The following is a 21,473-nucleotide window of genomic DNA, read 5'->3' as shown; positions in this document are numbered from 1 at the left end:
TTACACTACTTTTATATTCTTTTTGTTTTCATTATACTAAATTTATTTTAATATTACAAAATTGGCTTAACTACCGATTTTACAGGGAAACTATTCAACGAAATGTACGGTTGGTTGGGCTTCTCCCAAGACAAACTAAACGATGTAGTCCTCACACCATCTTATGTAGCTACTTTATTGGTAAAGTTGGCTCGTGTCAACAAAGACTCTTATGTTTGGGATTTTGCAACGGGTTCTGCGGGGCTTCTAGTAGCCGCGATGAACGAAATGTTGATAGATGCCAAAAACACAATACAATCTCCAGAAGAACTTCATCAAAAAGAAATTGCCATCAAAGCAGAACAACTACTAGGGCTAGAATTACTATCTAATGTCTATATGTTGGCTATTCTTAATATGATAATGATGGGAGATGGAAGTTCTAATATTTTAAACAAAGACTCCTTATCAGATTTTGATGGGAAATACGGATTTGGCAAGACAGATAATCATTTCCCAGCAAATGCGTTTATCCTAAATCCGCCCTACTCTGCTAGTGGTAATGGGATGAATTTTGTAGAACGAGCATTGGGTATGATGAAGAACGGTTATGCCTCTATCATTATTCAAAACTCTGCGGGTTCGGGTAAAGCAAAAGAGTATAACAAAAACATCTTAAAAAACAATACCCTTGTTGCAAGCATCAAGATGCCTATCGATATATTTATTGGTAAAAGTAGTGTACAAACCAATATCTATGTATTCCAAGTAGGGCAACCGCATCATAAAGACGAAGTAGTGAAGTTTATAGACTTTTCTTATGATGGCTACACACGTACCAACCGCAAGAAAGCAAGCAACAACCTAAAAGATACCGACCATGCAAAACAACGCTACCAAGAAGTAGTAGATTTGGTACGTTTTGGCAAAAGCAAACTCAAACTATTTACCGGAAAAGAATACCACGAAGGGCATATAGACCCAACCTATGGTGCCGATTGGAACCAAACCGCACCCATAGATGCCGAACCTACCCTAGCCGATTTCAAAAAAACAGTTAGCGATTACCTCGCTTGGGAAGTATCTAACATCATCAAAGGACAAAACGAAACGCTGGGAAAGTAGATGCCCTACTCAACGAAAAATTAATAAATGTTGAGTGGGGAGAATTTAAATTTATTCAAATTTTTAGGATTTTAAATGTTCCAAAAATGTACAATAAATCTATGCTAACCAAAATTGGAAATACACCTGTATATTCGTCAGAGTCATCCAACAATGGTATTATTGGTTATACAAATGATGAACCTGATTTTATTGTAGATGACACAATTCCATTATATATAGTTTTTGGTGACCATACAAGAACATTTAATTTAGCTTCAAACAGTTTTTCAGTAGCAGATAATGTTAAAGTACTACATACAAGAACAAAAATATCTCTTAAAACATTATTATTTATTGTTTCGTCTTGGCAGAAAAACATTCCCAATTTAGGATATTCAAGACACTGGAGTATTGCAAAGAATGTTCAGTTTAAATTACCTAAAACCAAAAACGGTGAGATTGATTTTGATTTTATGGAGTCTTTCATTGCCGAATTAGAGCAAGAACGTATGCAAACCCTACAAGCCTATTTACAAGCAACAGGTTTAGACAATTACGAACTAACTAAAGAGGAAGAAAAGGCAATAGCTGATTATGAGAAATTGGAATTTGCAGAATTTCCTATTACTCAAGTTTTCAATATTAAAAATACAGGCAATATATTATCTAGAGATATTGTCCTTAATAGTGGCAACACACCTTATCTGGGCGCAGGTTCAGAAAACAATAGTATAAGCTCCTATATAAAAAATGATGAAAAATACTTAGATAAAGGAAATTGCGTATTTATAGGTGGAAAAACATTTGTTGTTACATACCAAGAATCAGATTTTTTTTCTAATGATAGTCATAATTTAACATTAACACTAAAAAATGAAGCGTTTAAAAATAAACTTACTCAGCTATTTTTAGCCACATGTGTTAATAAAAGTTTAGGTTATAAATATTCTTGGGGCGATAGTGTAAGTAATAAGAAAATTCAAAAAGACTTAATTTCATTACCTACTGCTAATAATGAAGCTATTTATAAAGTGATGGCACCATTTATAAGAGCTATACAAAAGCTCGTTATAAAAGATGTAGTACACTATGCAAACAAAAAACTAGCAATATAAAAATAAACCAAAATGTAAAAAAAGCCAACTTTACCGTTGGCTTTTTTATTGAGCATCAGGTCTTTGTATTGCATTTTTTATTAACTTTAATTCTCAAAACAATTAAAATAACACACAAATGGCAACAGAAACAGGACACGCAAAAAATGTAGCAAACTTCCAAACTCTTATTTCTTTTATCAAAGGGTACGGAGATCGCTACAATCCCTCAAAGGAAATCCTAAAAGTACCCCAACTAGAAGCATTGCTTACTGATGCAAAGTCAAAACTAGAAGATGTTGTAGCGCAAAAAACAGCCTACAATACCAAAGTAAATGACAGAGCTACCGCTTTTGAGAATCTAAAATCATTGTCTACCCGCCTTATCAATGCACTACAAGCTACCGATGCTACAGACAAAACCATAGAAGACGCAAAAGGTTTCAATAAAAAAATACAAGGGCAAAAACCTTCTACACCAATTTCCAAAGATCCCAACATTATACCTCAAGACACAAACTCTACCAGTCAGCTATCATATGTACAGCAAATAGAGCATTTGTCTGGGCTTATCTCTATCCTACAATCAGAGCCTAGCTATGCACCCAATGAGGTAGATCTAAAGGTAGACACCCTACTCGCAAAACATACAGATCTTACTACCAAAAACTCCGAAGTAGCAACATCTTATACCAACATCAGCAATGCAAGAATAGGCAGAGACACCACACTATACAAAACCGAAAATAGTGTATTTGAAGTGGCATCAGAAGCAAAAAAGTATATCAAATCTGCATTCGGCGCTACGAGCCCAGAATTTTCTCAGGTAAAAGGCATAGAGTTTAAAAAACCTTAGATACATATCCCTTCAAAAGCAAATAAAGCTTACCCCTTTCAAGATATCTTATTCTCATTTTCATTGGTTTGTTCCGCAAACCTATTTTTTTTGTCCGTATTTGTAGATATTCTTTCCGAGGAATAAGATATAGCTTCCGCAATTATAGATAGGGTTTCCGCAATTATAAATCTAGCTTCCGCAATTACATGTAGAGCTACTTCCCATAGCAATATACCTTCTGCCTTTACAGTTTTTATTTTTGCTAAATAGTATTTGTTTTAAAATAATCAATACCATCCCAACCACATAATAAAAGCCCCAACTATCCATTGGATAATTGAGGCTTCGCTATATAAAAAGTGATGTTGGGTCTATTTTTTTGGCAGAAAAATTTCGGCAAGCATGCAACGCGCACTTCCACCCCCATTGGTTTCTATCGTTGAAAGATCTGCGTAGATAATTTCGTTGTATTTTTCAATATTGGCTATTTGTTCTTGGTTTAAAGATTGATAAGCACTTTGGCTCATTACTAGATATGGAGTGCCTTCTGTATTTTGTACTTGAAGCATATTTCCTGCAAATTGTTGCATTTGCTCCTCAGTAATTTCAATAATCTCCTTACCCGAATTTTTAATAGTTTCTATTACCTTACTTCTTTCCAATTCTTTATCGATGCAATCTAAACAAATCACTACGAAACGATCTGCAACACACATCATCACATTGGTATGATAAATTGGTAATCTCTCGTCGCCTACAGTTTGGTAAGAATGAAATACAATTGGTGTATAATTATATTTTGAACAAAATTCGCGGAAAACTTGCTCATCTAGCCTTAATGAAACCGAACCATAAGCCAATCTACAATCATGGTCGAATATCATACTTCCCGTTCCTTCTAGAAATTTGCCTTGCGTTTCTGAGAACGACCAATCGTCAATATCTTTTACTACAAATCCTTTTTCAGAAATGGTGTCAATAATATCTTCTCTGCGTTCTACTCTACGGTTGGAAGCAAACATGGGATATAAAACTACATTTCCGTCTTGATGAAAGCTTACCCAATTGTTCGGAAATATAGAATCTGGAGTATGTGGATCTAAGGTATCTTTGATGATAATTACATCAATTCCCTTGCTTCGAAGTTGATCTACAAAAGCATTAAACTCCCTTAAAGCCTTTTCCTGAATATCAGCTCCAGTTTGCTCTACTTGAAAGTAATTATTCTCTGCAGTCTCTGCGTTATAACCGAACGCTATCGGCTCTATCATTAGTACGGTATCTGTTGTTTGCATATTTGTTGTGTTGTTTAGCCCCGATTGTAACGAAAATCCTTTTTTGGGTGACTGAGCGGAGCCGAAGTCACCCAAAAAAGATTGTAGTGAAAAGCGGGAAATAGCTTCAAAAAAAAATCACTCTCTCACAAGTGGCATGGTAGAACATCTTAGTAAACCTCCCATTTTTGAAATTTCACGATAAGGGATTTCTTCAACTATCATTCCCCATTCGTTTTTGAGATGATTATTCATCCTTACAAATGTTTGATCAGAAACAACTACTTCGGGTGAAATAGAAAATATATTAGGATTCATTTCAAACATTTCCTCTGACGTCACATTGAAACAGTTTTCCTCTCCGAAAATATCTACGATAAGATTATAATCGCTTTCATCTACAAAACCCTCTTTATAGATGATGCATTTATCTTTACCTACAGGATTGAACGTACAATCTAGATGCAGAATCCCTTCGTAGGGTATTTGATCATTCTTTTTGAGTTCTAGATCAATAATTCTTTTTTTGGGGAAGTATTCCTTAAGAATATTAATCGCATATTCATTGGTTCTTGCCGTCTTATAATTTCTATAATCTTGGCTAAAACATGTACCTACAAATAGGAAATCACCCCACACAATGACGTCGCCTCCTTCTATATGAGCGGATTCTGGAAGATTGATAATATCGCGCCATTTTACCGTCTCGAAAATACCTTTGTAAGCATCTTGTTCGTCTGCACGATCTGAAATGACATTAGAAATAATCATTTTATCATCTATCACAAACGCTACATCTCTTGCAAAAACCTGGTTATATTCTTCTATAATACTTGGTCTCAAAACTTCAACGTCGTATTTTTGTAGAACATTCTCAAAGGCCTGCATCTCCGCAATTACATCTTTCTCCACAGGATAAATATTGTGTAGTATAGAATGATAAGATTTGGCATCATAGCTTTCCTCTAACGTAGGAATGGGTCCCATAGAATTGGGTTGTCCTAATACGACAGATTTTAGTCTGCCTGTTTCGTTTTTGATATTTAGTTTCATAAAAACAATTCTTATGTAGTCATCTTATAATAAAGGATTGCATACATACCATTTCTACAAATATAAACAAACACGCGAGATGTGTACAACTTTTATAAAACAAAAATCTTTGTAAACCCTTACCTAGTAGGCATTTGTTTATCTTAAAAATCTTATTTTCACTGCTGTTTTTATCTGCAATTGTCATATTGTATAGATAAATACAGCCTATTTATGCCTTAGCGCTGTAGATATTACCTCTGCAAAAATTGTTCTATCGATTTACATTTAAACTAATGATTATAAAGACGAAAAAAACCCAAAGAAATCTTTGGGTTTTTTTCAATTTGAAAATCAAATATTATCTGTTTGAAATATCAACGTAGTCTCTCAATTGAGAACCTTGATATACTTGTCTTGGTCTACCAATTGGGTCACCTTTCAATCTCATTTCTTTCCACTGAGCGATCCATCCTGGAAGTCTACCCAATGCAAACATTACTGTAAACATTTCTGTAGGAATTCCTAATGCTCTGTAGATGATACCAGAATAGAAATCTACGTTTGGATATAATTTTCTCTCGATGAAGTATTCGTCTTCCAGTGCTACTTTTTCTAGTTGCATTGCAATATCTAATGCCTTATCTTGGATACCTAATGCAGCTAACAAGTCGTCAGCAGCTTTCTTGATAATTTTTGCTCTTGGATCGAAGTTTTTGTAAACTCTGTGTCCGAATCCCATCAATCTGAAAGGATCTTGCTTGTCTTTCGCTTTAGCAACCCACTTGTTTACATCTCCACCATCTTTTTCGATCAACTCTAACATCTCGATTACCGCTTGGTTTGCACCACCATGAAGTGGACCCCAAAGTGCAGAAATACCAGCAGATACTGAAGCAAAAAGACCTGTGTGAGCAGAACCTACCATTCTTACTGTAGATGTAGAACAGTTTTGCTCATGGTCAGCATGTAAGATTAATAATTTGTCTAATGCAGCTACCACTACAGGATTCATTTCAAACTCTTCGTTTGGTAATCTGAACGCCATTTTGTAGAAGTTCTCAACATAGTTTAAGCTATTATCACCGTGGTTAAGTGGAAGACCCAAAGTTTTTCTGTAAGTCCAAGCACATAAGTGGGAGAATTTAGCAATTAGCAATTCTGCTGCGTGATCCATCTCTTCTTTAGAACTCACGTCTACGGCTTTCGGGTTGAATGCAGTAAGTGCAGAAGTAAGAGTAGATAAAACTCCCATTGGATGAGCAGAACGAGGGAAAGCATCGATGATTTTTTTCATCTCTTCCGCAACGAAGTTATAACTTTTAATGTTTCCATTGAAAGTATTGAATTGCTCTTGGTTTGGTAAGTTTCCATTAAGCAATAGGTACATTACCTCAGTAAAGTTAGACTTATCAGCAATTTGCTCGATAGGATATCCTCTATAGAATAACTCTCCTTTGTCACCGTCTAGATAAGTGATGTCACTAAGAGTAGCACCCGTATTTTTGTACCCTAGATCTAGAGTAATTAGACCTGTCTGGTCTCTTAATTTTGAAATATCTATTCCTCTGTCTCCGATTGTACTATCAACGATAGGGTATTCATATGAACTACCATCGTAGTTCAATATAACTTTGTTGTCTGACATTATATAATATTTTTATAATAATTTTCCTAAAAGTACATAAAAAAATAGCAACCAAAAAAATTGTTGCTACTTTTTTTTATTTATTATTTCTTGAATTTAAAAGCATGCAGTCCAGGGAAATAAGCAGTTTCTCCCAATGCCTCCTCTATTCTTAGAAGTTGGTTGTATTTTGCCATTCTATCTGATCTAGATGCAGAACCTGTTTTTATTTGTCCACAGTTCATAGCTACTGCAAGATCAGCAATGGTAGCATCCTCAGTTTCACCAGATCTGTGAGACATTACAGAAGTAAACTTATTGTGTTGTGCCATCTGTACCGCAGCCATTGTTTCAGAAAGAGAACCGATTTGGTTTACTTTTACCAAAATAGAATTTGCTATACCTTCATTTACTCCTTTAGCTAGTCTTTCTACATTAGTTACAAACAAATCATCTCCTACCAGTTGTACTTTGTCACCTATTTTCTCAGTAAGTAATTTCCATCCATCCCAATCGTTTTCTTGCATACCATCTTCAATAGAGATAATTGGATATTTGTTGACCAATTCTGCAAGATATGATACCTGTTCGCTACTGCTAAATTGTGCAGCATCTGGAGTTTGGAATTTTCTGTAATCGTAGATTCCATCTTTGTAGAATTCTGAAGCAGCACAATCTAATGCAATCATTACATCGTCACCAGGTTTATATCCTGCTTTTTCAATAGCTTGTAATAAGGTATCTAAGGCATCCTCGGTTCCTTTAAAAGTGGGTGCAAAACCACCTTCATCACCTACAGCTGTAGATAATCCTCTAGAATGTAAAATAGCCTTCAAACTATGAAAGATTTCAGTCCCTTTTCTTAAAGAATCTGAGAAAGATTCTGCCTTTACTGGCATTACCATAAATTCTTGGAATGCAATAGGAGCATCTGAATGCGATCCACCATTAATTACATTCATCATAGGTACAGGTAGTGTATTTGCATTGACACCTCCAACATACTTATATAATGGCATTCCAATTTCATTTGCAGCAGCTTTTGCCACTGCTAGGGAGGCACCTAAAATTGCATTAGCGCCAAGGTTTCCTTTATTCTTAGTTCCGTCTAGGTCAATCATTAAAAGATCAATAAAATTCTGATCGAATACTGATTTTCCAATTAATTCTGGAGCAATTACTTCTCTTACATTTTCAACAGCTTTTAATACTCCTTTTCCGTTGTATACAGATCCACCATCTCGTAACTCTACCGCCTCATGTTCACCAGTGGATGCACCAGAAGGAACAGCAGCACGACCCATCGCACCACTTGCTGTATATACATCAACTTCAATTGTAGGATTCCCTCTAGAATCCAAGATTTGTCTAGCCTCAATGTTTGAAATGTAACTCATTCTTATGTTTATTATATTTTACACAAATTTAATCAATTTTTAAGTTCACTCATAAGATTTATTCATGTTTTTAATTAGTTATCCGTTAAAATTTAGTTAATTTTACCTGTATATTTAAATCTTCAATTTTAATAAATAATAAATTCTATGATAAAAAAAGTCACCGTATTAATTCTGTTGTTTGGGATAATAATAGGATGTAAACAAGAAGGTAATAAAGCAGTATTGAAAACGCCTACTACAGACACATTGATACTGGCAGACAACGGTAAGGTAGATTCTACAATTAGCTATAACATAGATGTGAATGGAAAAAAGTCTTTAAAGACCAATTTTGTCTATGCAGCAACCGATGGCACTTTGGTAAAAGTAGTTTTCAACTATGATCCTAAAGACTATAAGGTTGCAATTACCAATAATAACAAAACCTTTACTTTGGATAAAAAATTGGCAAAGGGTAATGAAACAATCTATGAGAAAGATGATATGAAAGTTTTGGTAAAAGGGGATAGTTTAATTATACATCAAGGTAAAAATATAATAGAATTGGTAAAAACCAAAATATAAGGCACAAAAAAACCGTTCAGAATTCTGAACGGTTTTAAAATATATCTGTAAGAATATTATTCTCCAGCTTTTTCTTCAGTAGGTTCAGTAGCTTCAGCTGCTGTTTCATCTACCTTAGCAGCTTCAACAGCTACTTTAGGAGTAGATCTTCTACTTCTTCTTGTTACTTTTTTCTCCTCAGCATTAGGATTGTAAAGTTCGTTAAAATCTACAAGCTCAATAAGAGCCATATCAGCAGCATCTCCTTTTCTGAAGCCTGTCTTGATAATTCTTGTATAACCACCGTTTCTCTCAGCGATTTTAACAGCTACAGTTCTGAATAATTCAGTAACTGCTTCTTTACTTTGAAGATATGAAAAAACAATTCTTCTATTGTGTGTAGTATCTTCTTTTGCTTTTGTTAATAGAGGCTCAACATATACTCTTAAAGCTTTTGCTTTAGCTACAGTAGTGTTGATTCTTTTATGCTCAATTAGAGAACAAGCCATATTAGAAAGTAAAGCACTTCTATGAGAAGTTGTTCTTCCTAAGTGATTGAATTTTTTACCGTGTCTCATTATTATTTATTTATCAGCGTCTAACTTATATTTTGCAACGTCGAAACCGAAGTTAAGACCTTTTGAATGCACTAGTTCTTCTAGTTCTGTCAAAGATTTTTTACCAAAATTTCTGAATTTCATCAAATCAGACTTACTATAAGAAACAAGTTCACCAAGAGTTTCCACTTCAGCAGCTTTAAGACAGTTTAGGGCTCTTACAGAAAGATCCATATCTGCTAATTTAGACTTAAGAAGTTGTCTTGTGTGTAATGTTTCTTCATCGTATTGGATAGATGCCTTTACTGCTTCAGTTTCCAAAGTAATTCTCTCATCGGAGAATAACATGAAATGATAAATTAATATCTTTGAAGCTTCCGTTAAAGCATTTTGAGGGCTAATAGAGCCATCAGTTTCGATATCTAATACTAATTTTTCGTAGTCTGTCTTTTGCTCTACACGATAATTTTCAATGCTATATTGTACTTTCTTAATAGGTGTGTAAATAGAGTCAATAGCAATAGTACCTACAGGTGAATTGTTTGACTTATTAAGGTCAGATGGCACATAACCTCTACCCTTCTCTATATTGAACGTAATTTCAAAAGTAACATCAGAGTTTAGATTACAAATCAACAACTCAGGATTTAAAATCTCAAAGCCATTGATCGATTTACCCAAATCTCCAGCAGTAATAATATTTTTACCAGTAACTTTGGCAACCACCTGCTCATTAGATTGGTTTTCTGCCGTAGCTTTTAATCTCACCTGCTTAAGGTTAAGAATAATTTCGGTAACGTCTTCTATTACTCCTGAAATAGTTGAAAATTCGTGCTCTACACCTTCTATTTTGATAGATGAAATAGCGTATCCTTCTAGAGAAGAAAGCAACACTCTTCTCAAAGCATTACCGATTGTAAGCCCGAAACCTGGTTCTAAAGGTCTGAATTCGAATTGACCTTTAAATTCATCAGAGTTAAGTAGAATTACTTTATCGGGTTTTATGAATTGTAAAATTGCCATATTATTGGGTTGAGCAAAAATTTGATTAAAAAATTATTTAGAGTAAAGTTCCACGATAAGCTGTTCCTTAATGTCCTCCGGTATCTGGATTCTATCAGGTGCAGATACGAAAGTACCTTGCTGTTTCTCATCGTTGAATTGTAACCACTCATAGTTTGCTTTAGCAGCTAAAGAATCTGCAATTACTTCAAGAGATTTAGATTTTTCTCTTACAGCGATTACATCTCCAGCTTTTACCAAATAAGAAGGGATATTAAGAATTTCCCCATTCACAGTGATGTGTCTGTGAGAAACCAATTGTCTTGCACCAGATCTAGTTTTACCAAAACCTAATCTGTATACAACATTATCCAATCTTGATTCGCAAAGTTGCAAAAGAACTTCTCCTGTTACACCTTTACTTCTGTGCGCTTTATCAAAAAGATTCGCAAATTGCTTTTCTAAGATACCATAAGTATATTTAGCTTTTTGCTTTTCTGCTAATTGAATAGCATATTCTGATTTTTTAGCACCTCTTCTTTTATTAGGACCATGTTGTCCTGGCGGTTGGTTTTTTCTCTTTTCGAAGTTCTTATCATCTCCGTAGATTGCAGCACCAAACTTTCTAGCAATCTTAGTCTTAGGTCCAATATATCTTGCCATAATGGGTAAATTCTAAAAATTAAACTCTTCTTCTTTTCGGTGGTCTACATCCATTGTGTGGCATAGGAGTCACATCAATGATTTCGCTAACTTCAATACCTGAATTATGAATTGTTCTGATAGCAGACTCTCTACCTGCACCAGGACCTTTCACGTACACCTTTACTCTTCTTAGCCCAGCTTCGTGCGCTACGTTAGAGCAGTTTTCTGCTGCCATTTGAGCAGCAAATGGAGTATTCTTTTTAGAACCTCTGAAACCCATTTTACCGGCAGATGCCCAAGAGATAACTTCTCCTCCTTTATTTGTTAAAGAAATGATGATGTTATTGAATGATGCTTGAATATGCGCTTCACCAATAGCCTCAACTTTTACTTTTCTTTTTTTAACTACTTTACTTTGTTTTGCCATAATTCCTAACGATTATTTACTTGCTTTTTTCTTGTTAGCAACTGTTTTTCTCTTTCCTTTACGGGTTCTAGAGTTGTTTTTCGTTCTCTGGCCTCTTAAAGGTAGTCCTAGTCTGTGACGTATTCCTCGTTGGCATCCTATGTCCATCAATCGCTTGATGTTCAATTGCACTTCAGAACGTAATTCTCCTTCTACTTTGATGTTTTCAGAGATAAATGTTCTGATTGCAGCCAATTCATCGTCATTCCATTCGTTGACTTTCTTGTCTTCGCTAATACCAGCATTTTTTAAGATTTTAGAAGAAGTATTTCTTCCAACACCATAAATATAAGTTAAACCGATAACGCCTCTTTTGTTTTTTGGTAAATCAATACCTGCAATTCTCGCCATAATTTAATATTAGCCTTGTCTTTGTTTAAATTTTGGGTTTTTTTTGTTGATTACAAAAAGCACACCTTTTCTGCGTACAATTTTACAATCAGCACTTCTCTTTTTAATTGATGCTCTAACTTTCATTTGATCGTATTTATTTTTTTACAAATGTCAAATGGAAAACAAAAGATTCCATTTGACAAATTGTTAATATCTAAAAGTGATTCTTCCCTTTGTTAAATCATAGGGAGACATTTCAAGTTTTACCTTATCACCAGGTAAAAGTTTAATATAATGCATTCTCATTTTACCAGAAATATGAGCGATAAGAATATGCCCATTTTCTAATTCTACACGGAACTGAGCGTTCGAAAGTGCTTCCGTTATAACGCCGTCTTGTTCAATATGTTTTTGTTTTGCCATAAATTAATATCCAGTCGTTCTTGATAATTTAGACTGCATTAAGCCATCATAATGATGATTCAGCAGATAAGTGTTAATCTGTTGAACAGTATCTAATACTACCCCAACCATAATTAGCAAAGAAGTTCCCCCAAAAAATAGGGCGAACGCATCTGTCTGAACAAGGCTCCCATGCACTATTGCTGGAAGGACTGCAAAGATAGATAAAAATATTGCACCTGGCAAGGTAATTTTTGATAAAATATCATCTAAATAATCAGCAGTTTCTTTCCCAGGTCTTACTTTCGGTACTAAACCTCCGTTTCTCTTTAAATCATCAGCCATTTGGTTTACCGGAATTGTAATAGCGGTATAGAAAAATGAAAAAATAATAATTAGTAGCGCAAACAATACGTTGTATTGCCAGCTAAAAACATTTTTGAAACCTGCAAGAAAAGTATTTGTGTCATCAAACTTCGTTAATAAACCAGGTACAAACATTAATGCTTGCGCAAAAATGATTGGCATTACACCGGCAGCATTCACTTTTAATGGTATCCACTGTCTTGCTCCTTGCATAAGATTTTTATTGACACCTCCTCTAGCCTGAGCTCTACTTACATACTGAATAGGAATTTTTCTTACAGCAACAGAAAGTACCACTGCTAATAGAACCACCAACATCCAGAATATAACTTCAATTAGGATCATAATAGATCCCATTCCTCCTTTACCATTTTGAACTGCTATCTCTTGGACAAAAGCTTCAGGTAACCTAGATAGAATCCCTACCATAATAAGAATAGAAATACCATTTCCAATTCCTTTATCGGTAATTTTTTCTCCTAGCCACATTGCAAATACAGAACCTGCTACTAGTATAACAATACTTGGTAACCAGAACATAATTGAATTTGGATCTACAAAATATGCAGATTGAAACTGAGCATAAGGTAAAAATAATTGAGTAATAGAAGTTAAATACGAAGGTGCTTGTACAAGACAAACTCCGATAGTTAACCATCTAGTAATTTGATTCAAAGTATTTCTTCCAGATTCTCCGTCTTTTTGAAGCTTTTGAAGATAAGGAATAGCCATCCCCATCAACTGAACAATAATTGAAGCTGAAATATACGGCATGATACCCAACGCCATCACAGAAGCATGACTAAATGCACCTCCTGTAAACGACGAAAGCAAGCCAAGGAGACCTGCTCCTTGCTTGTTACCGCCTTGATTTTTATAATGCTCTAAGAGATCTCCCACCTCCGCAAGGTTAATTGCTGGCAGTGAGATAAAAGATGCGAATCTATACACAAGGATAATCCCTAAAGTAAAAAGAATTTTGTCTCTTAGTTCCTTAAGGCTCCATATATTTTGTAGGGTTTGTATAAATTCTTTCATTTAGTAAGTATTATAAAGTAATTGCTTTTCCGCCTGCTTTTGTAATAAGCTCTTCGGCAGATTTAGTAAATTTATCTGCAGAGATTGAAACCGCAGTTGTCAATTCTCCTCTACCCATAATTTTTACTAGTTCATTTTTACTAGCCAATCCGTGTTGTACCAATACTTCTTTTGTAATATCTCCAGTTATAGATTTATTTTCAATTAAAAGTTGAATACTATCAAGATTAACACCTCTATAGTCTTTTCTATTTACGTTCTTGAAACCAAATTTCGGTAATCTTCTCTGTAAAGGCATTTGCCCTCCTTCGAAACCGATCTTTTGAGAATAACCAGCTCTAGCTTGCTGACCATTGTGACCTTTCCCTGCTGTTCCACCTTTTCCACTTCCTTGTCCTCTACCAATTCTTTTTGAACTAAATGTAGAACCTGCTGCAGGTCTTATATTGTTTAAATTCATTTTAAATGTATTTTTTAAAATTATTTTTGAACTTCTAGTAAGTGACCAACTGCAGCTATCATACCTAAAATAGATGGTGTAGCTTCGTGCTCTATAACTTGGTGAAGTTTCTTAAATCCTAATGCTTCAAGCGTTCTCTTTTGGGTTTTTGTTCTACCAATAGCGCTTCTTACTTGCTTTACTCTAATTGTTGCCATTGTTTTATTATTAACCGTTAAACACTTTACTTAAAGAAACTCCTCTCATTCTTGCAATTTCTTCTGGTCTTCTGATGTCTAACAACGCTTTGAAAGTAGCTTTCACCACATTGTGAGGGTTTGAAGATCCTTTAGATTTTGAAAGGATGTCATGAATACCAGCTGATTCTAGTACCGCTCTTACTGCACCACCGGCAATAAGTCCTGTACCATGAGAAGCAGGTCTCAAGAAGATATCTGCACCACCATATCTAGCAGAAGATTGGTGAGGAATAGTGTGGTTCATTAAAGGAACTTTCACAAGATTTTTCTTTGCATCTTCTACTGCCTTAGCAATTGCAGATGCAACCTCTTTAGATTTTCCTAAACCAAAACCGATAGTTCCATTTTCGTCTCCTACAACAACAATTGCAGAAAATCCGAACGCTCTACCCCCTTTAGTTACTTTTGTTACCCTGTTTACGGATACGAGACGATCTTTTAATTCTAATCCTCCCGGTTTTACTCTTTCTATATTATCTAGTCCTAACATATTTTCCGAAATTTAATGATTAGAATTTAAGTCCTCCTTCTCTCGCACCATCAGCTAGAGCTTTCACTCTTCCATGGTATACGAATCCGTTTCTATCAAATACAATAGCTTCAATTCCTGCAGCGATTGCTTTAGCAGCGATTGCTTTACCTACTGCTGTAGAAACTTCACTTTTTGTACCGTTTGCATCAACTCCTTTTTCTCTTGAAGAAGCAGAAACTAATGTTTTACCATTTTTATCGTCTATTAACTGAGCGTAAATTTCCTTATTACTCTTGTATACAGATAATCTTGGCAATTCAGAAGATCCAGAGATTTTCCCTCTTACTCTTCTTTTTATTCTTATTCTTTTTTCTAATTTACTTAGTGCCATTTTCTTAAAATTTATTAAGCAGATTTACCAGCTTTACGTCTAACAATTTCTCCAACGAATCTTACACCTTTTCCTTTGTACGGCTCTGGCTTTCTGAATGAACGGATCTTTGCAGCCACCATTCCGATAAGTTGTTTGTCGAAAGACGTTAAAGTAATAATTGGGTTTTTACCTTTTTCAGTCAATGTATCAATTTTAACTTCTGAAGGAAGTTCCATTACGATACCGTGAGAGAATCCTAAAGCTAATTCAAGTTTTTGACCTGAATGTGATGCTCTATATCCTACTCCTACTAATTCTAGTTTCTTTTCGAAACCTTCTGATACTCCAACAGTCATGTTGTTGATCAACGCTCTGTATAAACCGTGAAGCGCTCTGTGTTGTTTAGAATCTGATGGTCTACTAAAAGTAAGAGTTCCATCATTATTTTCTAAAGTAATTCCCTCTGTAAGCTCCTGAGTAAGTTCTCCTTTAGGACCTTTAACTGTTACTACATTATCTTTTTGAGATACAGTAACACCAGCAGGAATTGTTATAATTGATTTACCAATTCTTGACATTTTCCTTTGATTAAAAATTAATAAACATAGCAGATTACTTCTCCACCAACTTTTTCTTGTCTAGCTTTCTTATCCGTCATTACTCCTCTTGAAGTTGAGATAATAGCTACACCCAAACCGTTCAATACTCTTGGAAGTTCGGTAGAACCTTTGTATTGTCTTAGACCTGGTCTTGAAGCTCTTTGGATAGACTTGATGGCAGGTTTGCTAGTTTGTTTGTCATACTTCAAAGCGATTTTGATAACCCCTTGAACTGCATTATCCTCAAACTTGTAGTTTAAGACATAACCTTGCTCAAATAAGATTTTCGTAATCTCTTTTTTGATTTTTGATGCAGGAATTTCCACCACTTTGTGGCCTGCGCTTTGTGCGTTCCTTACTCTAGTTAGGAAATCTGAAATTGGATCTGTTACCATTTTTCTATTTAAAATTATTGGTTAAAGACAATCAGTATTGAAAAGACTTAAAGAGTAAAATATCAGACTTCAGAAAATCTTAGGTCTGATATTTTGTTTCTTCAGTATCTAGACAACTTAATTGTCCATTTTTTTAATCAGTAAGTATTACCAACTAGCTTTTTTCACTCCAGGGATAAGACCATTGTTAGCCATTTCTCTGAAGGTTACTCTAGAAAGACCGAAGGTTCTCATGTAACCTCTTGGTCTGCCTGTAAGTTTACATCTGTTGTGTAATCTTACAGGAGAAGCATTTTTAGGTAATTTCTGTAATCCCAGGTAATCACCAGCTTCTTTTAAAGCTTTTCTTTTGTCAGCATATTTAGCAACTACTGCTTGTCTTTTGCGCTCACGCGCTTTCATTGATTCTTTAGCCATCTCTTAGTTCTTTTTGAATGGTAAACCGAAGTGAGTTAATAATGCTTTAGCTTCTTTATCTGTTTTCGCAGTTGTAACGAAAGTGATGTCCATCCCTTGGATTTTTTTCACCTTGTCAATTACGATTTCAGGGAAGATAATTTGCTCAGTAATACCTAAGTTGTAATTACCTCTACCATCGAAACCATCCGCTTTGATACCAGAAAAATCTCTAATACGTGGTAAAGCAGAAGAAGTTAATCTATCTAAGAATTCGTACATTTTGTGAGCTCTAAGAGTTACCTTAGCACCTACAGGCATACCTTTTCTTAATTTAAATGCAGCTTCATCTTTTTTAGAAATAGTACCTACCGCTTTCTGGCCAGTAATATTTGTAAGTTCTTCAACAGCATAATCAATGATTTTTTTGTCTGCAGTGGCATCACCTAATCCTTGAGATAGGATGATTTTTTCCAATTTAGGTACCTGCATTACAGATTTGTACCCAAATTCTTCCATCATTGCAGGAACAATTGTTTCGTTATATGCTTTTTTGGGTCTTGCGATATATTCCATGTGTTATTTAAAATTATAAAGTTTCACCCGTTTTTTTGTCGATTCTTACCTTCTTATCTCCTTCAGTTTTGAAACCGATTTTGATAGCTTTTCCGTCCTTATTAACTAAAGCTACGTTTGAGATATGAATAGAAGCTTCTTTTTCTACAATTCCTCCTTGAGGATTTGAAGCTGAAGGCTTAACGTGTTTTTTAACGATGTTAAGTCCTGCAACGATAACTCTAGGGTCTTTACCTTCTTTTTTGATCACTTCAATAACTTCACCAGTCTTACCTTTAATTTCTTTCTTACCGGTAGTGATGATTACGTTATCTCCTCTTTTTATTTTTAACTTTGACATTTTGTTTAAAAATTTTAAAAATTAAAGTACTTCAGGAGCCAATGAAATGATCTTCATATATTCTTTGTCTCTCAACTCACGAGCAACAGGTCCGAAAACACGTGTTCCTCTCATTTCTCCACCAGCGTTTAGTAATACACAAGCATTGTCTTCAAATTTGATGTATGAACCATCTTTTCTTCTTACTGCTTTTTTTGTTCTTACTACTACTGCTTTAGAAACTTGTCCTTTTTTTGCATTTCCTGATGGTGTAGAATCTTTAATAGTAACTACGACTTTATCACCAACTGAAGCATATCTTCTTCTGGTACCTCCCAGAACTCTGATTACTAGTACTTCTTTAGCACCAGTGTTATCAGCAACTTTTAATCTTGATTCTGTTTGTAACATTACTTAGCTTTTTCAATGATTCTTACTAATCTCCATCTCTTACTCTTACTCGTAGGTCTAGTTTCTTGGATAAGAACTGTATCCCCTTCCGTGCATTCGTTGTTTTCGTCGTGTGCAGTATATTTTTTCGTTTTCAAAACGAATTTACCGTACATCGGGTGTTTCACTCTAGTAGTCTCACTAACAACAATGGTCTTTTCCATTTTATTGCTGGAAACTATTCCGATTCTCTCTTTTCTTAAGTTTCTTTCCATAATGTATGAAAATCTTATTGTTGTTTAGTTGTTAACTCTGTATTTAGTCTTGCGATCGTCTTTCTCAAATCTCTGATTTGGATTGGATTTTCAAGTGGACTGATTTTGTGAGCCAGTTTCATTTTTGTGAATTCTGTCGTAGCTTCAGTCAATTTTGCTTGAACTTCTTCTGCGCTTAGATTTTTAATTTCAGCTTTTTTCATTGTATTCAGAGATTAAAGAGGTTTAACAAAATCGTTAGCAACTACAAACTTAGTAACTATTGGTAATTTCTGTGCAGCAAGTCTTAAAGCTTCCTTAGCGATCTCGTAAGAAACTCCTCCTACTTCGAACATAATTTTACCTGGTTTTACTACAGCTACCCAATATTCTACAGCACCTTTACCTTTACCCATACGTACTTCTGCAGGTTTTTTGGTAATTGGCTTATCTGGAAATATTTTGATCCATAGTTGACCCTCTCTTTTCATATATCTTGTAGCAGCAATACGTGCAGCTTCAATCTGTCTTGCAGTGATCCAAGCTCCTTCTGTGGCTTTGATTCCGAAAGTTCCGTAAGCGAGAAGACTACCTCTTTGAGCAATCCCCTTCATCTTCATCTTGTGAACTCTACGAAATTTGGTTCTTTTTGGTTGTAACATAATTTCTTAAATTTTAGATTTTAGAATTTAGATTTTAAAAAAGTAACGGTCATTTAAAACTATCCTCTAAAATTTTTTTAATTATTTTTTATCTCTTGAAGGTCTTCTGTTATCTCTATCACCTCTATTTCCACCTCCAGAAGGTCCTTTTTTCTGCTGTCCTACTAATGGCATAAGGTCTCTTTTACCGTACACTTCGCCTTTCATAATCCAAACTTTAACACCTAATTTACCGTAAGTAGTGTTAGATTCTGCAATGTGGTAATCGATATCAGCTCTGAAAGTAGACAATGGAATTCTTCCGTCTTTGAAAGATTCTGATCTTGCCATTTCAGCACCGTTCAATCTACCAGAGATTTGAACTTTGATACCTTCAGCACCCATTCTCATAGTACTAGCGATAGCCATCTTAACAGCTCTTCTGTAAGAGATTCTGTTTTCAATTTGCTTAGCAATACTATCAGATACTAAAACTGCATCAAGCTCAGGTCTTTTGATTTCGAAGATGTTGATTTGAATATCCTTACCAGTAAGTTTTTTCAATTCTTCTTTCAACTTATCAACTTCCTGACCTCCTTTACCGATGATTAATCCCGGTCTAGCAGTAGTAATAGTTACAGTTACTAATTTTAGAGTTCTTTCAATATAAATTTTTGAAATACCACCTTTAGATAATCTTGCTTCAAGGTATCTTCTGATTTTGTAGTCTTCAGCGATTCTGTCTCCATAATCGTTACCACCAAACCAGTTTGAATCCCATCCTCTGATGATACCTAATCTGTTACCAATTGGATTTGTCTTCTGTCCCATACCTTGATTAATTTTCTTTATTACCTAAGATTAGTGTAATGTGGTTAGATCTTTTTCTGATTCTGTGTCCTCTACCTTGTGGTGCAGGTCTTAGTCTCTTCAATTGTCTAGCACTATCTACAAATATTTCTTTAACGATAAGGTTTGCTTCTTCAATATCAGCACCTTCGTTTTTCGCTTGCCAGTTTGCCATTGCAGAAAGCAATACTTTCTCCAATTTGTTAGAAGCGTCTTTCTTAGAATATTTTAGAATGTATAGAGCTTTATCAACTTCTACCCCTCTGATGATATCAGCTACTAATCTCATTTTTCTTGGAGATGATGGGCAATCGTTGTGTAATGCTTTTACTACATCTTGATTTGTTAATTTACGTGCTAATGCACTTTCTCTTTTTCTTGATCCCATGATTATCTACTTCCTTTGTTTTTATTACCACCATGACCTCTAAAAGATCTTGTTGGAGAAAATTCGCCTAACTTGTGACCAACCATGTTTTCTGTAACATATACAGGGATAAAAGATTTCCCGTTGTGTACTGCAATAGTTTGTCCTACGAAGTCTGGAGAAATCATAGATGCTCTAGACCAAGTTTTGATTACTGTCTTCTTACCAGACTCTATATTTGCCTGAACCTTCTTATCTAAAGTATGATGAATGAATGGTCCTTTTTTAAGTGATCTTGCCATAATTATTTACGTTTAGATATGATATGACGGTTAGACGCTTTGTTTTTCTTTCTAGTCTTGTAACCTTTAGCCGGCATACCGTTTCTAGATCTTGGGTGACCTCCAGATGATTTACCTTCACCACCTCCCATTGGGTGATCTACAGGGTTCATTACTACTGGTCTAGTTCTAGGTCTTCTACCTAACCATCTGCTTCTACCAGCCTTACCTGAAACAGTTAACTGATGATCTGAGTTAGAAACAGATCCAATCATTGCATAACATTCAGTAAGAATCATTCTAGATTCTCCTGAAGGCAATTTGATAATTGCATATTTTCCATCTCTAGAAGTTAATTGAGCTGAAGAACCAGCACTTCTTGCTAAAATTGCACCTTGACCAGGCTTCATTTCGATACAAGAAATTACAGTACCCAATGGAATGTTTTTCAATTTCATTGCATTACCGATGTTCGGTTCAACGCTTTCTCCTGAAACTACCTTTTGATCTACTTTAATACCGTTTGGAGCGATGATATATCTCTTCTCTCCATCTGCATACTCTAGCAACGCAATAAATGCAGTTCTGTTTGGATCGTATTCTACAGTTTTTACCGTTGCTTCAACATCATGCTTGTTTCTTTTGAAGTCGATAATTCTGTATTTCTTTTTGTGTCCACCTCCGGTGTAACGCATGGTCATTTTACCAGTTTGGTTACGTCCACCTGACTTACTAATACCAACAGTTAGAGATTTCTCTGGTTTGTTAGTAGTAATTTCCTCAAAATTGTTAACAATTCTGAATCTCTGTCCTGGGGTGATAGGTTTTAATTTTCTAACAGACATTACTATTATATATAATTAATAATTAATTTACAGCAAAAATGTCGATTACTTCTCCCTCAACAAGAGTAATAACCGCCTTTTTTAATTTATTTGTCTTTCCTACTTGAAGACCTTTTTTAGTGTGCTTTGAAGAAACTTTAGGCGCATAAATCATGGTTCTAACGTCTGCTACTTTCACACCGTAAGTCGCTTCTACCGCTAATTTAACTTGGATTTTATTCGCCTTAGGGTTAACTAAGAAAGTATAAGCTCCTCTTAAATCTGTAAGGTAGTTCGCCTTTTCTGAAATAACTGGTTTAATAATAACTGACATG

34 protein-coding genes are annotated in these 21,473 nt (G+C 35.0%); 4 read left to right on the top strand and 30 right to left on the bottom strand.

Features of this window, described 5'->3' with window-relative positions; all coding sequences use genetic code 11:
* Positions 1–102: 102 nt before the first annotated feature.
* From ACKI42_RS06215 to ACKI42_RS06205, 3 genes are all read left to right on the top strand, one after another.
* On the top strand, positions 103–1,104 hold the full coding sequence (locus ACKI42_RS06215; RefSeq protein ID WP_407403529.1) for a class I SAM-dependent DNA methyltransferase: 1,002 nt from the start codon (positions 103–105) through the stop codon (positions 1,102–1,104).
* A 23-nt stretch (positions 1,105–1,127) separates the two neighbouring features.
* Positions 1,128–2,201, top strand: a complete 1,074-nt coding sequence (locus tag ACKI42_RS06210) for a restriction endonuclease subunit S (RefSeq protein WP_407403768.1) — start codon at positions 1,128–1,130, stop codon at positions 2,199–2,201.
* A gap of 118 nt (positions 2,202–2,319) precedes the next feature.
* Positions 2,320–3,036 (top strand): hypothetical protein, encoded by a 717-nt coding sequence (locus ACKI42_RS06205; protein WP_407403527.1) that lies wholly within the window; start codon positions 2,320–2,322, stop codon positions 3,034–3,036.
* Between the two features lie 353 nt (positions 3,037–3,389).
* Here ACKI42_RS06205 and ctlX read toward each other — a convergent pair whose 3' ends face one another.
* From ctlX to eno, 4 genes are all read right to left on the bottom strand, one after another.
* Positions 3,390–4,313: a citrulline utilization hydrolase CtlX gene (gene ctlX / locus ACKI42_RS06200; RefSeq protein ID WP_407403525.1), complete on the bottom strand. Its 924-nt coding sequence runs from the start codon at positions 4,311–4,313 to the stop codon at positions 3,390–3,392.
* 117 nt (positions 4,314–4,430) lie between these two features.
* Positions 4,431–5,345 carry a dimethylarginine dimethylaminohydrolase family protein gene (locus ACKI42_RS06195; RefSeq protein WP_407403523.1) on the bottom strand — a complete coding sequence of 305 codons (915 nt, stop codon included), beginning with the start codon at positions 5,343–5,345 and terminating at the stop codon, positions 4,431–4,433.
* Positions 5,346–5,685: 340 nt separating this feature from the next.
* Positions 5,686–6,972: a citrate synthase gene (locus ACKI42_RS06190; protein ID WP_407403521.1), complete on the bottom strand. Its 1,287-nt coding sequence runs from the start codon at positions 6,970–6,972 to the stop codon at positions 5,686–5,688.
* 83 nt (positions 6,973–7,055) lie between these two features.
* Positions 7,056–8,348 (bottom strand): phosphopyruvate hydratase, encoded by a 1,293-nt coding sequence (eno, locus tag ACKI42_RS06185; protein WP_407403519.1) that lies wholly within the window; start codon positions 8,346–8,348, stop codon positions 7,056–7,058.
* Positions 8,349–8,495: 147 nt separating this feature from the next.
* On the opposite strand from eno, the gene ACKI42_RS06180 reads away from it, so the two are divergent.
* On the top strand, positions 8,496–8,915 hold the full coding sequence (locus ACKI42_RS06180) for a hypothetical protein (RefSeq protein ID WP_407403517.1): 420 nt from the start codon (positions 8,496–8,498) through the stop codon (positions 8,913–8,915).
* Between the two features lie 56 nt (positions 8,916–8,971).
* Here ACKI42_RS06180 and rplQ read toward each other — a convergent pair whose 3' ends face one another.
* From rplQ to rplW, 26 genes are all read right to left on the bottom strand, one after another.
* Complete coding sequence (gene rplQ, locus ACKI42_RS06175; RefSeq protein WP_407403515.1) at positions 8,972–9,472, bottom strand: 50S ribosomal protein L17; 501 nt, start codon at positions 9,470–9,472, stop codon at positions 8,972–8,974.
* 6 nt (positions 9,473–9,478) lie between these two features.
* A complete protein-coding gene (locus tag ACKI42_RS06170; RefSeq protein WP_407403513.1) occupies positions 9,479–10,474 on the bottom strand; it encodes a DNA-directed RNA polymerase subunit alpha in 996 nt (331 codons plus the stop codon).
* Between the two features lie 33 nt (positions 10,475–10,507).
* Complete coding sequence (gene rpsD, locus ACKI42_RS06165; RefSeq protein ID WP_407403511.1) at positions 10,508–11,116, bottom strand: 30S ribosomal protein S4; 609 nt, start codon at positions 11,114–11,116, stop codon at positions 10,508–10,510.
* A gap of 19 nt (positions 11,117–11,135) precedes the next feature.
* Positions 11,136–11,525, bottom strand: a complete 390-nt coding sequence (gene rpsK / locus ACKI42_RS06160) for a 30S ribosomal protein S11 (protein ID WP_407403509.1) — start codon at positions 11,523–11,525, stop codon at positions 11,136–11,138.
* 12 nt (positions 11,526–11,537) lie between these two features.
* Positions 11,538–11,915, bottom strand: coding sequence for a 30S ribosomal protein S13 (rpsM, locus tag ACKI42_RS06155; protein ID WP_407403507.1), 378 nt, complete (start codon positions 11,913–11,915; stop codon positions 11,538–11,540).
* A gap of 9 nt (positions 11,916–11,924) precedes the next feature.
* Positions 11,925–12,041, bottom strand: coding sequence for a 50S ribosomal protein L36 (gene rpmJ, locus ACKI42_RS06150; RefSeq protein ID WP_007839480.1), 117 nt, complete (start codon positions 12,039–12,041; stop codon positions 11,925–11,927).
* Between the two features lie 63 nt (positions 12,042–12,104).
* Positions 12,105–12,320 (bottom strand): translation initiation factor IF-1, encoded by a 216-nt coding sequence (gene infA / locus ACKI42_RS06145; protein WP_034684855.1) that lies wholly within the window; start codon positions 12,318–12,320, stop codon positions 12,105–12,107.
* 3 nt (positions 12,321–12,323) lie between these two features.
* A complete protein-coding gene (secY, locus tag ACKI42_RS06140; protein ID WP_407403504.1) occupies positions 12,324–13,703 on the bottom strand; it encodes a preprotein translocase subunit SecY in 1,380 nt (459 codons plus the stop codon).
* Between the two features lie 10 nt (positions 13,704–13,713).
* A complete protein-coding gene (gene rplO, locus ACKI42_RS06135; RefSeq protein ID WP_407403502.1) occupies positions 13,714–14,163 on the bottom strand; it encodes a 50S ribosomal protein L15 in 450 nt (149 codons plus the stop codon).
* A 20-nt stretch (positions 14,164–14,183) separates the two neighbouring features.
* Positions 14,184–14,360: a 50S ribosomal protein L30 gene (gene rpmD / locus ACKI42_RS06130; RefSeq protein WP_034756449.1), complete on the bottom strand. Its 177-nt coding sequence runs from the start codon at positions 14,358–14,360 to the stop codon at positions 14,184–14,186.
* 10 nt (positions 14,361–14,370) lie between these two features.
* Positions 14,371–14,892, bottom strand: a complete 522-nt coding sequence (rpsE, locus tag ACKI42_RS06125; protein ID WP_407403499.1) for a 30S ribosomal protein S5 — start codon at positions 14,890–14,892, stop codon at positions 14,371–14,373.
* Between the two features lie 19 nt (positions 14,893–14,911).
* Complete coding sequence (gene rplR / locus ACKI42_RS06120; protein ID WP_407403497.1) at positions 14,912–15,265, bottom strand: 50S ribosomal protein L18; 354 nt, start codon at positions 15,263–15,265, stop codon at positions 14,912–14,914.
* A 14-nt stretch (positions 15,266–15,279) separates the two neighbouring features.
* Positions 15,280–15,825 carry a 50S ribosomal protein L6 gene (rplF, locus tag ACKI42_RS06115; protein WP_407403495.1) on the bottom strand — a complete coding sequence of 182 codons (546 nt, stop codon included), beginning with the start codon at positions 15,823–15,825 and terminating at the stop codon, positions 15,280–15,282.
* 17 nt (positions 15,826–15,842) lie between these two features.
* A complete protein-coding gene (gene rpsH / locus ACKI42_RS06110) occupies positions 15,843–16,241 on the bottom strand; it encodes a 30S ribosomal protein S8 (protein WP_407403493.1) in 399 nt (132 codons plus the stop codon).
* Positions 16,242–16,388: 147 nt separating this feature from the next.
* Entirely contained in the window at positions 16,389–16,658 is a 270-nt protein-coding gene (gene rpsN, locus ACKI42_RS06105) for a 30S ribosomal protein S14 (protein ID WP_407403491.1), read from the bottom strand.
* A gap of 3 nt (positions 16,659–16,661) precedes the next feature.
* A complete protein-coding gene (gene rplE, locus ACKI42_RS06100) occupies positions 16,662–17,213 on the bottom strand; it encodes a 50S ribosomal protein L5 (protein WP_407403489.1) in 552 nt (183 codons plus the stop codon).
* Between the two features lie 13 nt (positions 17,214–17,226).
* The gene (gene rplX, locus ACKI42_RS06095; protein WP_407403487.1) at positions 17,227–17,553 is read right to left on the bottom strand and encodes a 50S ribosomal protein L24; all 327 of its coding nucleotides are present in this window, start codon (positions 17,551–17,553) and stop codon (positions 17,227–17,229) included.
* A gap of 21 nt (positions 17,554–17,574) precedes the next feature.
* Positions 17,575–17,943: a 50S ribosomal protein L14 gene (gene rplN, locus ACKI42_RS06090; RefSeq protein WP_407403485.1), complete on the bottom strand. Its 369-nt coding sequence runs from the start codon at positions 17,941–17,943 to the stop codon at positions 17,575–17,577.
* Complete coding sequence (gene rpsQ / locus ACKI42_RS06085; protein WP_123905735.1) at positions 17,943–18,200, bottom strand: 30S ribosomal protein S17; 258 nt, start codon at positions 18,198–18,200, stop codon at positions 17,943–17,945. The genes rplN and rpsQ overlap by 1 nt, the downstream gene beginning before the upstream one ends.
* An 11-nt stretch (positions 18,201–18,211) precedes the next feature.
* On the bottom strand, positions 18,212–18,400 hold the full coding sequence (rpmC, locus tag ACKI42_RS06080; RefSeq protein ID WP_407403483.1) for a 50S ribosomal protein L29: 189 nt from the start codon (positions 18,398–18,400) through the stop codon (positions 18,212–18,214).
* A gap of 12 nt (positions 18,401–18,412) precedes the next feature.
* Positions 18,413–18,838 (bottom strand): 50S ribosomal protein L16, encoded by a 426-nt coding sequence (rplP, locus tag ACKI42_RS06075; RefSeq protein ID WP_407403481.1) that lies wholly within the window; start codon positions 18,836–18,838, stop codon positions 18,413–18,415.
* Positions 18,839–18,919: 81 nt separating this feature from the next.
* Positions 18,920–19,648 carry a 30S ribosomal protein S3 gene (rpsC, locus tag ACKI42_RS06070; RefSeq protein ID WP_407403479.1) on the bottom strand — a complete coding sequence of 243 codons (729 nt, stop codon included), beginning with the start codon at positions 19,646–19,648 and terminating at the stop codon, positions 18,920–18,922.
* Between the two features lie 7 nt (positions 19,649–19,655).
* Entirely contained in the window at positions 19,656–20,054 is a 399-nt protein-coding gene (gene rplV, locus ACKI42_RS06065; RefSeq protein ID WP_034713017.1) for a 50S ribosomal protein L22, read from the bottom strand.
* A gap of 2 nt (positions 20,055–20,056) precedes the next feature.
* Positions 20,057–20,335 (bottom strand): 30S ribosomal protein S19, encoded by a 279-nt coding sequence (gene rpsS, locus ACKI42_RS06060; RefSeq protein WP_002983209.1) that lies wholly within the window; start codon positions 20,333–20,335, stop codon positions 20,057–20,059.
* Between the two features lie 2 nt (positions 20,336–20,337).
* Positions 20,338–21,159 carry a 50S ribosomal protein L2 gene (gene rplB, locus ACKI42_RS06055; RefSeq protein ID WP_407403476.1) on the bottom strand — a complete coding sequence of 274 codons (822 nt, stop codon included), beginning with the start codon at positions 21,157–21,159 and terminating at the stop codon, positions 20,338–20,340.
* Between the two features lie 22 nt (positions 21,160–21,181).
* Positions 21,182–21,472, bottom strand: coding sequence for a 50S ribosomal protein L23 (gene rplW, locus ACKI42_RS06050; RefSeq protein ID WP_407403474.1), 291 nt, complete (start codon positions 21,470–21,472; stop codon positions 21,182–21,184).
* Position 21,473 lies beyond the last annotated feature (1 nt).

The sequence above is a fragment of the Chryseobacterium sp. genome (assembly GCF_045629545.1).
Lineage (GTDB): Bacteria > Bacteroidota > Bacteroidia > Flavobacteriales > Weeksellaceae > Chryseobacterium.
Note: the sequence above shows the minus strand (reverse complement) of the source record. Positions and strands in the feature narration are given on the sequence as shown.